This is a genomic window from Oscillatoria sp. FACHB-1407, assembly GCF_014697545.1.
Lineage (GTDB): Bacteria > Cyanobacteriota > Cyanobacteriia > Elainellales > Elainellaceae > FACHB-1407.
Map to the genome: position 1 here is coordinate 456865 of NZ_JACJSA010000001.1, position 11988 is coordinate 468852.

The window sequence follows — 11988 nt, forward strand, 5'->3', positions numbered from 1 at the left end:
TCCCAAGCTTTTTGACCAAAGCTATGTTAAATATCGACCGAAACGCCATTCGTCAGGAAAATCACCTGATCAATGCTGTAGACAGGTTGTGTCAATAATGTTTCGCGAATAGCTTCAAACAGGGCAAACTGATTGGCACTGCTGAGGCTCTGGAGAGCACGCCCCCCACGGGGGTGGTCTACATTGAAGTTAATTTCAGCCTGATGAGCCGTCTGGTTGACGCTTACCTCATACCCTTCAATGCCGGGATTTTCCCCCTCATAGGACTGCATAATCTGATCAACTGCACCGACAACAGGCTCGTCTGCATCCAACAACACCGACTGCGGCACTAACTGTTGCGTTTGCGGATCGGGAAGATAGACCACAGCCGGTTCATAATCCCTCGAAACGGAGGTGTCAATTTCTTGAGGGGCGGGACTTTCAGCCGCCTCGCTAGGGATAACAGGGATAATCGTTTGAGCCATCGCCCCAGCACTCAAGCTCAGGGTCAACGCTACACTGGCGATCGCCGCTGAGAACCAGGGAAGAACGGGCAACCTGGAAGAGTGGGATTGCATCCGGCATGAAGCGTGAGATGCGGATGTTGACGAAGAAAAATTGAATTTATGAGTCATATAACCCCCCTCCTCAATTGGCTTATTTTTTACCTGAGCTGTTCTATCTGCTATCAGTTAACAACCCATACTCATCATGAATAATCCGAATTTAATTTAATTCACTCTTTCGGCTCACTCTAACGTTCGACTACAGAAGTTTACCGATGACTGCACCCCTTCTCTAAGCAACATTCTTAGAGGTTTCATTCTTATTATAATTTCAGTTTTATACGGCTGTCAGTTTCTTCATATCTAGCTTAGGTAAAGCTTCTTAGCAGTTTCGAGGTAAAAAGTGTCTTTAAATGTAAAAGTTCCGTCGTTGTCTTTATCAAGTGTCTGACGAGGATGCAATAAGCCATTTTTATGAGGATTAATAATAATTTACAGGGTGCCTCAAAAATTCATTTGCACCCTACTTACACCGTTCTTAAAATTATTTGAATCAAAGCGATCGCCCCAGCCACATCCTCTGCAATGAACGTGCGTTCTTGAGATAAATGGGTGAAAAATTTTTGACTATTGATATCCGTATTTAATAACACGATTGGCTTTCCCGCTTTGAGGGCTAATGCTGCCTCTGAAGCTGTTCCGGCTCCCATTCCACAGACCACGACCACATCACTCGACAACACATTGATGTTGTTCCGAGCACTTCCCATATCCGTAAAAATGGCAATGTCGATCGCCTCCGATATGCCCTGTTTACCTGCACCAGGGGCATCAGGCAAGATCCCGATCGTCAACCCACCTGCGGCTTTTGCACCTTGACTCGCTGCGTGCATCACGCCCTCAGCTCTGCCCCCCGTCAATAGCACCCACCCTGCCTGGGCGATGCGATACCCCAGATTCCGGGCAGCATCACAATCGGCTACAGTAGCGGTGGCTCCCGGTCCCATCACACCAATGACAATTCTGCTCATGGGTTCACAACGAATTTGGGTTTGCTATAGCACCCAAAAAAATTTCATCTCATTCGGTTACAAAGAATGGATTGAAATGGGTTTGGCGTTTTTCCTTACCATTTCGCATCCCTAAACGGCTTACAATAAAACGTTAATATCTTCATTTACCTCAATAGTCCACACCCCACGGTAAACCTCAGGACGTATTTCTTCATATTTCTTATGGCATAGCTACACCTCCTGGGACTTGCCGATGTTAAGTAAAGTTGACTAGTTTTGATATTAGGTTCTTCCTGATGCGTTTGTCTCAGCAGACATGTTGTCTCAGCGGACATGTTGTCTCAGCAGACAGTTGTCTCAGCAGACATGGCTGACACAGAACGTGCATTGAAAATGCGTTTGAATGTAGACCCCTGGTTTATGTTCAACGGTTTTCACATCAATCGATACCTCTCAGCAGTGATATTTAACATGACGGCTTTTGAAGTGGATAGTCCAAGGGATCAACCTTTTTTACCTCACGTATCTGTCATCATCCCGATTTACAACGGTGAACAGGACGTTCCACCCTTACTCGACTGCCTGAAGGCACAGACCTATCCACGAGACAAAGTAGAGTATGTGTTGGTTGATAACGCAAGTCGCGATCGCACCCTCACCCTGCTTAAGACAGCAGCCGAAGCCAGTGCGACAGAAGGCTTGTCGCTGCGCTGCTTGAGTGAGACACAGATTCAAAGCTCCTATGCGGCGCGCAATACGGGCATTAAAGCGACTCAAACTGAATTTCTGGCGTTCACCGATGCCGATTGTCGTCCCCTACCCAACTGGCTTTCCGATCTGGTACAACCCTTTGTCGATCCAGCCGTTGGCATTGTTGCGGGGGAAGTGCTGGCATTAGAGGGAGATTCCTGGTTGGAGCAGTACTCAGGGCGAAAGGAAACCCTGTCTCAAAAGCATACGCTGGCGCATCCGTTTTACCCTTATGGGCAAACGGCTAATCTGGCAGTGCGACGGCAGGCATTTGAAAAAGCTGGCTTGTTTCGCCCCTACCTGACCACAGGGGGAGACGCCGACATGTGCTGGCGCATTCAACAGGCGGGCAACTGGAAAATTGTGTTTGCCGAACAGGCTGCTGTACAACACCGCCATCGGGCAACCCTAGAGGACTTGAAGAGTCAATGGCGACGCTATGGGCGATCGAACCGCTATTTGCATGAGTTACATGGGGTAAGTCTGGCGCGTGAGTTTAGCCGCAAAGATTATGCCTACCGCTGGAGTCGGTGGTTACTCAAAGAGTTGCCCCTTACCATTCCAAAAATCCTGACTCGGCGGGCGGATCTCTCCTATCTGCTAGATACGCCGCTCGACTTGTTGTGTACTCAAGCTCGTGCTCAAGGGCAACGGGATGCTCGGCTATCAGAACAAGCCCGACAAATAGAGTGGATGCACCCTCCACTTACCGACTCACCTATCCAGAAAGAGTAAATTCACATAACTTGAATGAAATCGAGACTGTAGATTGATGTTTCTATAAAAAATACAGGGAAAGATTATCTCAAGTAATGAATTCACTCTAACTAAGGGTAGGTTTTGGAACTCTCCGATGCCGCTTTTGGTCGTGCCGCTTTTGTAGTGTTTTAGCCCGGTGAACTGCCTGTGAATCCATTTCAGTCGCCCTCACACCCAATTTGCCAATCTGCTACCCACTCTAGCTCCAACCCACCCTCCGGAAGACACTTGCCACAGTGGCGATCGCCACTACAGCAGTGGATCACTAGTTTTGTCTCTGGGTTGGTGCTGACGATGAGTTGGGGAATGGCATCTCCAACAGTTGCGGCTGAAAAGGTGGCAGTGCGGTTTGGTCCGGTTCAACAGTCGGTCGCGATCGCCGACCTCGAACATTTTGCCAAAACAGGTGAGATCTCCCCCTCGCTGCGGTTTTATGCTCCGTTTCTCAATGCAGAGGTGCAGCAGGCACTCAATAGTCGGCTACAACTCGACCCCCAGGTAGGCGACGAGTTGGTTGCTGATTTGCTCAATTCCTCTGCTGGCGAACGCTTGCTCAACACGCTGCAACTAGTGATTTCAGACAGCGAGCCAGAACAACTCAATGCTGCCCTGATTGCAGCAACTCAACAACCGGATGGTTTGAGTGTGCTGGGTTTTTTACAAGCTTATCCAGCGGAGACGGTGACGATTGAGGGGAGTTCGGCGATCGCCCTCGCCTCGCAAATGAATCTACCCTACTGGCAAAGTCAGGCACTCAGTTCGGTGCTGGAGCGTGAATTGACCGTGTCCGTTGACCCGGCTACTACTGCTGCAACGGCATCTCCCATCCCAACTGACTTTGATCCCAGCCTTGCGGGTAACCAGTGGGTGCGCCAACAAACCTTGATGTTTCGCGACTACAATCGCAGCCGCACTATTCCCGTTGATTTGTATTGGAGCCGTCGCACAACGGGTCCCCTGGTGGTGTTGTCCCACGGGTTTGGAGCCGATCGCCGCTTTTTGGGCTACCTGGCACATCATCTCGCCTCTCATGGGTTTGCTGTCGCTGCCCTGGAGCACCCCGCCAGCAACGTCACCTGGTTGACCGAAATTACAGCAGGGCAGTCCTCCCCTGAGGGGTTTAGCGATATCCTGCCCGCAAGCGAGTTTATCGATCGCCCCCAGGATGTCACCTTTTTGTTAAACGAGCTAGAACGGCTCAACCGCCATTCCACCATCCTGCGGGGCAAGCTCAACACCGATCAGGTGGTAGTGTTGGGGCACTCCCTGGGTGGCTACACAGCTCTAGCTCTGGCAGGGGCAGAACTCGATCTCGATCGCCTGCGTCAGTTTTGTGACAGCCTGGGAGCCGTAGGGCTGTCTCCGGCAGATTGGCTGCAATGCACCGCAACTGACTTACCCGAAACAGGTCGCCTCAACCTGCGAGACGAACGAGTGGTGCAGGTAATTGCCCTCAACCCAGTGATTGGGCATTTGTTTAATGATGAAAGCCTGCGCCATCTTTCAACCCCCATCATGATTCTCTCTGGCACTGATGACGCCATTACTCCAGCGGTGAGTCAGCAATTGCTGCCCTTTGCTCAGTTGCAATCCCCTAAATATCTATTAACGGCGATCGGTGGCACCCATCTCAGCATTGGGGACCCAGCTAATTTGAACTATGCCCTCACCAACAGTCTCTTCGTTCGAGAGCGTCCTGGAGAGGAGACAGAAGCCCTGCGCTATCTCCTCCGAGCCACCAGTCTGGCGTTTATTAAGCAACTCACCCCAGAAGCAGAGCGGTATAGACCCTTTTTAACCTCTGCCTATGCTCAGTCTTTTTCAACTCCAACGCTGCAACTACGTCTCAACTCAGAGTTACCCCCTAATCTGTCTAACTGGCTCAAAATGGCAGCCCTGCCATTGGAACAACTCGTCTCCAGTTCATTGCAAAAGCAATCAAACGCACAATTGCACGCCCAAAACGACTCCAATTTTTATGAGTTACTAAAGCGGCTACCCGTGGTGATGTTTATTCTGCCGGGGAATTTCTCACTGTTGAGAAATCAGTTATCTAAGCCCAATCGCCGCAAAAAGCAGGAAAAATAGATCGTCACTCCCTGTGCCAACTCCCAACTCCTTCTGACCTCCACCTTCCGCCTTTTGGTATATTTGCTCTTATTCACTGACCTAACAGGGAGGTCTACTGTGAATCTTTTAGACACTGTTCAAAGCCAACCTGCTTATATTTTGTGGTTGTTGGCAGGGTTGATGTTTTTAGGCATTGCGATGCTGGCGTTTGAGCCGACGATTGTCGCGTTTGGCTTTGCTGCTATCATCACGGGGATCGCGGCTATTTCAGTGAGAGAGTTTAGTATTCAATTGCTGATTTGGGGCGTTTTGAGCGTGTCGCTGGCGATCGTGCTACGGGGATTTGTCCCCCGACACTCTAAGGATTTGGGACCTGTGACCCAGGCATCGGTATCTCAAACCATTCCCCCCGGAGGCGTGGGGGAGGTCACCTATGAGGGGTCTTATTGGACTGCCCGCTGTCAGATCTCAGATGTGGCGATCGCCGTTGGGCAAATCGTGCAAGTAGTGGGGCGACAGGGCAACACTCTGATTGTTCTGCCAACTCAATCCCCCAATGACACGTATAATCGGACAGCTTAAGCTACATTTAAAGTCAACAGTCAGATTAAAATCAAATCGCTAGATTAGTAGTACAAAGCATTTGCTTCAAGTTAGGCAAAACCTGGTTTTAACAGGATATATCTGCTTATGATAGAGTCCATCTTCGCCGCGATCGCCCTTCTAATCATTGGTTACACCGTCGGCTCCGTCAAAATTATCAATCAGGGTAACGAAGCCTTAGTGGAGCGATTGGGGCGTTATCATCGCAAACTCGTGCCCGGGTTAAACTTTATCGTTCCCTTCTTAGACACAATCGTTTTAGAAGAGTCGATGCGGGAACGAGTACTCGACACGCAACCGCAGGAAGCCATTACCAAAGACAACGTATCCGTGACGGTGGATGCGGTGATGTATTGGCGGATTTTGCAGTTAGAACGCACCTACTACGCGGTTGAAGATGTCGAAGAGGCACTGCGAAACCTGGTGACAACGACTCTGCGATCGGAGATTGGGCGAATGCAACTGGCGCAAACCTTTTATTCTCGCTCTGAAATCAACCATGCTTTGCTGCAACAACTTGACGATGCCACCGCAACCTGGGGTGTGAAAGTCACGCGGGTTGAAGTGGAAAACATCTCTCCCGCCAAGTCAGTGTTGGATGCGATGGAGTTGGAACGAGCCGCAGAAAGTAAGAAGAAAGCGGCAATTTCTGAAGCGGAAGGTAAAAAACGGGCAGCGATCGAAGAGGCAGAAGGTACAGTGCAATCGATGAAAATGATCTCGGAGGCACTCAGAGCACAGTCTAACAGTCAGGATATTCTTCGCTATCTGGTTGCTCAACGCTACGTCGAGGCTAACTATCGCCTGGGCGAAAGCACCAACTCCAAAATCATCTTTATGGATCCTAAAGCCTTGACGGAAGCTCTGGGCGAATTGATGAATGACCCAAGCACAGAGCACAACAACAATAGCAAGCAAGGGAATGAATGATCGAACCTGACTCATCGCCTTTAGATGCAGACATCACCCCTGAGCAGATCGATGAACGGCTACAATTTCTGCCGATTTTTGAATAGCCCGGTCGCAGAGCGATCGCCCAATTCCTGATGCTGAGCCATGGAATATGTGTGGCAAAACACTTGCTCACAATTTGGATGCTCTAGATGAGGTCGCCAACCGCTTGAATCTGCAATCCTTAACGCAGATGATCAGCACTAGCGAAGAAGATCTGGATGATTTATTAGATGAACCAATAGAGGAACCTCTTGAAGAAGCCTGGTTTTCTCCACAAGTTGGGCTAGCTACCGTCAATGCACTTAGCGGTTTTGTCAAGGAACATCCTGACCAGTTTGATCAAACTCCTCAGCTACTGGAAGATTTAGCCGGAGTCAAACACTACCTTGAGTTAGCTGGGCAACGTTTAGTGAGTACTGCTATACCAGACGTTGTGTTAGGGAAATTGGTTACGACAAAGGTAATACCGATTTCATGTTGGATTGTGGCAGATCACTGGGTAGGGGCGTTTCGCGAAACGCCCTTACGAAATCATGTGCAGCGAAGCCAATTCAAATTGATGTAAGGTTGGCAATACCCACCCTACACAACGAGTTTTCAGATAGATTCTGAGGATCGTGGATTTAATCAATCCGTAAATAGTAGGGACGAGAGCAGATCAATCGGCATCCTACAGGGGATTTGACGACAAAACCCGCCCCTACCCGATATCGAACTTATTCAATTTCCGTTTCTAAGGGGTTGCACCACCAGAAACACTTGAAATCAGGAACAACAAGAAAACAACGACAGAGCTAGCGATCAGCACAGCAGAAACATTAGCCCAGTTAGCACGCTGCAAAAAGGTTTCCAGGTCAAATCGCTCAAACTGAGTAAACAAGCCATCGGCTCCCGGTCCTGTCCATCCGCCTCTGTAGCTGACTTTAGGTAACCTGTCACGATAATCCGCACCATAACGCGCCATGCGAGCAAAGGGTAGATCCCCCTGAATCCGCTGGGGTAGGATGCGTCGCCGCTGAAAAGGAACTGTGTTGTCTCCAAAGGTTGCTTGATATTCCTCGCTGTTGAGCAGGTCATCAATGAACCCATTCAACCCTTTGGTTGCAAGCACAATCGACCATGCCAGTTTCTCGCGATCGCTGTAAACCTCACGCCCCAGTATGCGTTGGATACACATTTGTACGAACCGATAATTATTGTTGGTGTTGTAATTGTGCGATCGAAACACCTCTGACGTTGCCAACCCACGAATGAACTTCTTAACCGTGATTTGACCTGCTCTGAGTTGAGACTCTAAGGCAACTTGACGGCTGCTTGCTGTCATTTGTTGTTCATTAAAAATTTGTCGGTAAGCTGCCGTAATAAGGACATCCAGATCTGAAGGAGACGATAGGCTATCGGTGGTAAAAATTCTGGGCTGTTCATCTCCCGGAACCTCAAAACCTGCTACTCGTTGATTTTGAGAGGAAGGGACATACTCTAGTAAAGGAATAGTCATAGATTATTTCTCACTCCTGTTGCGAGTTCAAAAATGCCAACTTTACAGCAGCCAAAAAGATGGTTAGAAAGGAGTACAGAAGTAAGGCTCTGTCAGGCGCGATCGCGACACACCCCGTTGTCCTAACCAGGTCGATGGTTACTGTTTTGATGGTTACGGTATGCCTATGGGTAAATTAAATAGGCATAGCCATTCGAGCAATAAACAAAGTGCTGATTTTAATCTGGGTTGATTATTCCAAGTCAATTTATAAACTTGGATAAACTCCAGAGTAGAGGATTTAGTTAACCTCCTTTCTGAGGGTTAATAATCTGTAATTCGGCTAAGATAGCTCTGGCTTATGCCAGACGTTGTGTTAGTGAGATTGGTTATGACAATTGCGGTGATTCCCATCTCTGACTTCGTGGTTAGAGAAGCTGAAACCAGAGCCGTTAACCTCTTTAATAATTTTGACGATCCGCGCACGACCGGATTGGTAGCACGGTTTGAACTGTACAACACTGCTTTTGCGGGTGGGGTCACTCAGGTATTGCTATTTGACCAGGCAGGCGCAGGGGCACCGCTCACCGTGCAGAATTTTCGCAACTACGTCAACGACGGTGACTACACCAACTCCATCATTCATCGGTCAGTACCGGGATTTGTCGTTCAGGGAGGTGGGTTTACTGTCAATGGACTCAGTACCGTCCTGGCACAAAATCCTAACAGTGGTGCAGCGGCGATCGGAGTGATTCCGACAGATCCCCCCGTGCCGAATGAGTTTGGTGCCAACCGCTCGAACGTGAGAGGTACGATCGCCATGGCAAAGTTGGGCAATGATCCAAACAGTGCCACTAGCCAATGGTTCTTTAACTTGGCGGATAACTCAGGTGGAGGTCCCAGCTTAGACAGCCAAAACGGCGGGTTTACGGTGTTTGGTCAGGTGTTAGGAGCATCTGATCTGGCAGTGCTCGATGCGATCGCCACTGCTCCTCAGTTCAATGGAGTTAGCTTCTTCGGTCAATCTGCATTTACCAATTTGCCTTTGACCAATTTTAATCCTCCCACAACACCCGTCAATTCACTGACCGACGACAATTTCATTCGCTATCGCAGCATCACTATTTCTCGGTTTAATGAGTTGCAATTTGAGATTGTCAACAACTCAAACCCTGGCTTAGTCAATGCCAGCATCAGCAACAATCAACTGCTGCTGAGTGCGGCAACAGGTCAACGGGGAACGGCTACTCTGACTGTCCGCGCTACCAATCTGCTAGGAGAAACAATAGAAGACACCTTTTCAGTTGGCATTGGTAACACACCTACAGCAGCGGCTGACATCTTGGAAGGAACCACTGGCAATGATGTGCTTAATGGATTGAGTGGTAACGATCGCATTTCAGGACTGAGCGGTAGCGATCGCCTGCTTGGCCTAACTGGATCAGACACGTTGTTGGGTGGCGCAGGGAACGATACGTTGCAGGGTGGCGTTGGCAACGATGTTATGGATGGCGGGATTGGCAACGACCGCATTGAAGGGGGCGCAGGTAGAGACCGGATTACCACTGGAGCAGGACGAGACACCATCGCCGTTGGTCTGCGAGAGGGAGTAGACACCGTCCGAGACTTCAGTGATCGGCGCGATCGCATTGACCTGACAGGACGATTATCTTTTGGGCAACTCACAATTCGACAAAGTGGCAGAAATGCTCTCGTTGGAGTGGGTGGAACTACGCTTTTAGTGCTGCAAAACGTTAATGCTGACACGCTAACTCGAGCAGATTTTATTTAGGGCAGGGTGCAAGAGCTTTGATCCGTTCGGTGACCTCACGTTCGATGACCTCAGTAACAGCGTGAGTGGTGCAACCGAACGGTGGAGCTTCTGTTTGGGGCTTTGCCCCTGCACCTTAACCTAATGTTAGTTAGCTTTACAGAAAATTTAAGAAATAGTTAACTGCTCTCAGTAATTACCGCAAAAGTTAACGCATTCCTTGTTTTAGAAGCTTTATGTATGAGAAGGAGCAGTTTGGTTGCTCTTCATCAATCCAACCTTACCGCTTGAAGCTTCTTATTCCTTCAGAAGCCCCAAAACATGGCTACACGGCGTCTTGAGCCTTTTGAGGTTGCTTTGAAGGTCGCTTTCATAAGATCCATGTGCGGGTTAATACAACCGGATCATTATGTAAATATTTGGTTAAGCTCTGGAAAAATGGATCGTATTTTTTCGTAGTTAATTTATTGTTTCCACAGAGGGTATTAACCCGATGGAATTGACAAGACGGTTGAGCAAAACCCAATTACATTTCTCTATCGCTATTAGATTTCTCTTTATCTGTTGGTTGTAGTGTTTAGCGTAAGGGTATAACTCTATCCACCTGTTTTAACAGTCATAAAAGTTACTATAACCCTCTTTAATCACGTTGGATGGAGAGTATTTTTCCGAAAACCTTCTAGCTTCTAGCTAGGAATGTACTTATGGAGGCTCTGCCTCCAACCGTTGCTTTAGGAGGCAGAGCCTCCGTCACTCCATTTCCAAGCTCCTGCTTGGAAACAAGGTCTGTATGAGATTTGTTTACAAAGAGAGTGACAGAAGAGGGATAAGCCGCAGCGATCGCACTCGTTGAGGAAGCCATTTATCACAGCAAAATCATTGTTTATTAATTAACCTTACAGAGGTTATTTTGTCATGAATTACTCTAAGCCTCGTGTCAGCATTGGTATGCCCGTTTATAACGGTGAACGATTTATCAAACAAGCTTTAGACTCACTTTTAGCTCAAACTTTTACTGATTTTGAACTCATTATTTCAGATAACGCTTCTACTGATGGAACAGAAGCTATTTGCAGGAAGTATGCTGCAAAGGATTCAAGAATCCGTTATTACCGCAACCTTCAAAACATTGGTGGGACTCGTAATTTCAATCAAGCTTTTCATTTAGCTCGCGGAGAATACTTCAAGTGGGCGGCTCACGATGATGTGTGTGAACCAACTTTTTTAGAACGTTGTATCGAAGTTCTCGACAAAGATCCGTCTATTGTTTTGTGCCATTCCAAAACAGTTGTGATTGATCACACAAACAGACACATCCTTAATAAAATGCTTGATCCAGCGCGAAATCTTGATTCGATCAAGCCATCAAAGCGATATCACAATATCTTAATCAAAACGTTTTGGAGCTATGAGGCGTTTGGGTTAATTCGTGCGGATGTTCTACGGAAAACCTGCCTGCATGGTAGTTATCACGGCTCCGATCGCGTTTTATTAGCAGAATTGAGTTTGCGAGGTCGGTTTGCTGAAATTCCAGAGACGCTATTTTTGAGACGGTGTCACCCTAATCAAGGCAGTAGCTTAAAGTCTAAAAAGGCACGTAATTCCTGGCTCAATCCACAAAACAGCATTAAAGCCCTTCGCCTACCAATCCTTCGCGGTACGATTGGCTACTTTGGAGCTATCTTTAAAGCTCCTTTAACCTTGCAAGAGAGAGTAGATGCCCTACAGGTTCTCTCACAATATCTGTTTAAGTCTTGCAAGTTGAAGATACAGCGAATAAGGCGCAAATCTAAAAAGACTTACAAGGATGTTCAAAGCAGTAGCGTTTTGCAAAAGCAAGAAACTGTACTGGTAGAATCACAATCAGATTATGTTCAAGTTAATCCTATTCAGGTTAATCCTGCTGAGGTTAATTAAACCAATAGCACTGATGTAAAAGGAATGGTTTTGAGGAAAGAATGTGTTGCAACCAATGGGACACATTCTTTCCTGTATCAGTTCTAAAGCGATCGTGAAACCTACTCTTTCATTCGTCATTCATCATTTGTGTATGATTAGCAACAATCGACTATTGACCAATGACAAATGACCACTGACCATATC

The 11988-nt window shown here is 47.8% G+C and carries 10 protein-coding genes; 7 read left to right on the forward strand and 3 right to left on the reverse strand.

Annotated elements, in window-relative coordinates; translation table 11 throughout:
• Positions 1–26 precede the first annotated feature (26 nt).
• Together H6G89_RS01745 and H6G89_RS01750 are read right to left on the reverse strand one after the other, a co-directional pair.
• Positions 27–560, reverse strand: coding sequence for a hypothetical protein (locus H6G89_RS01745; RefSeq protein ID WP_190503544.1), 534 nt, complete (start codon positions 558–560; stop codon positions 27–29).
• A gap of 455 nt (positions 561–1015) precedes the next feature.
• The gene (locus tag H6G89_RS01750) at positions 1016–1519 is read right to left on the reverse strand and encodes an LOG family protein (protein WP_190503545.1); all 504 of its coding nucleotides are present in this window, start codon (positions 1517–1519) and stop codon (positions 1016–1018) included.
• A gap of 453 nt (positions 1520–1972) precedes the next feature.
• On the opposite strand from H6G89_RS01750, the gene H6G89_RS01755 reads away from it, so the two are divergent.
• The 5 genes from H6G89_RS01755 (at position 1973) to H6G89_RS01775 (ending at position 7202) form a co-directional block, all read left to right on the forward strand.
• Positions 1973–2986, forward strand: coding sequence for a glycosyltransferase (locus H6G89_RS01755; protein ID WP_190503834.1), 1014 nt, complete (start codon positions 1973–1975; stop codon positions 2984–2986).
• A gap of 171 nt (positions 2987–3157) precedes the next feature.
• Positions 3158–5098 carry an alpha/beta hydrolase gene (locus H6G89_RS01760; RefSeq protein ID WP_190503546.1) on the forward strand — a complete coding sequence of 647 codons (1941 nt, stop codon included), beginning with the start codon at positions 3158–3160 and terminating at the stop codon, positions 5096–5098.
• 99 nt (positions 5099–5197) lie between these two features.
• Complete coding sequence (locus H6G89_RS01765; protein WP_190503547.1) at positions 5198–5662, forward strand: NfeD family protein; 465 nt, start codon at positions 5198–5200, stop codon at positions 5660–5662.
• Positions 5663–5770: 108 nt separating this feature from the next.
• On the forward strand, positions 5771–6613 hold the full coding sequence (locus tag H6G89_RS01770; RefSeq protein WP_190503548.1) for an SPFH domain-containing protein: 843 nt from the start codon (positions 5771–5773) through the stop codon (positions 6611–6613).
• A gap of 133 nt (positions 6614–6746) precedes the next feature.
• A complete protein-coding gene (locus H6G89_RS01775) occupies positions 6747–7202 on the forward strand; it encodes a hypothetical protein (RefSeq protein WP_190503549.1) in 456 nt (151 codons plus the stop codon).
• 168 nt (positions 7203–7370) lie between these two features.
• Here H6G89_RS01775 and H6G89_RS01780 read toward each other — a convergent pair whose 3' ends face one another.
• Entirely contained in the window at positions 7371–8135 is a 765-nt protein-coding gene (locus H6G89_RS01780; RefSeq protein ID WP_190503550.1) for a phycobilisome rod-core linker polypeptide, read from the reverse strand.
• Positions 8136–8475: 340 nt separating this feature from the next.
• On the opposite strand from H6G89_RS01780, the gene H6G89_RS01785 reads away from it, so the two are divergent.
• Both H6G89_RS01785 and H6G89_RS01790 read left to right on the forward strand, forming a co-directional pair.
• Positions 8476–9906: a peptidylprolyl isomerase gene (locus H6G89_RS01785; RefSeq protein ID WP_190503551.1), complete on the forward strand. Its 1431-nt coding sequence runs from the start codon at positions 8476–8478 to the stop codon at positions 9904–9906.
• A gap of 894 nt (positions 9907–10800) precedes the next feature.
• Positions 10801–11802 (forward strand): glycosyltransferase family 2 protein, encoded by a 1002-nt coding sequence (locus tag H6G89_RS01790; protein ID WP_190503552.1) that lies wholly within the window; start codon positions 10801–10803, stop codon positions 11800–11802.
• Positions 11803–11988: the final 186 nt, after the last annotated feature.

Coding starts and splice junctions, on each gene's coding strand:
- H6G89_RS01745 (WP_190503544.1), bottom strand. CDS start 560: ATGCAATCCCACTCTTCCAGGTTGCCCGTTCTTCCCTGGTTCTCAGCG.
- H6G89_RS01750 (WP_190503545.1), bottom strand. CDS start 1,519: ATGAGCAGAATTGTCATTGGTGTGATGGGACCGGGAGCCACCGCTACT.
- H6G89_RS01755 (WP_190503834.1), top strand. CDS start 1,973: ATGACGGCTTTTGAAGTGGATAGTCCAAGGGATCAACCTTTTTTACCT.
- H6G89_RS01770 (WP_190503548.1), top strand. CDS start 5,771: ATGATAGAGTCCATCTTCGCCGCGATCGCCCTTCTAATCATTGGTTAC.
- H6G89_RS01775 (WP_190503549.1), top strand. CDS start 6,747: ATGTGTGGCAAAACACTTGCTCACAATTTGGATGCTCTAGATGAGGTC.
- H6G89_RS01780 (WP_190503550.1), bottom strand. CDS start 8,135: ATGACTATTCCTTTACTAGAGTATGTCCCTTCCTCTCAAAATCAACGA.
- H6G89_RS01785 (WP_190503551.1), top strand. CDS start 8,476: ATGCCAGACGTTGTGTTAGTGAGATTGGTTATGACAATTGCGGTGATT.
- H6G89_RS01790 (WP_190503552.1), top strand. CDS start 10,801: ATGAATTACTCTAAGCCTCGTGTCAGCATTGGTATGCCCGTTTATAAC.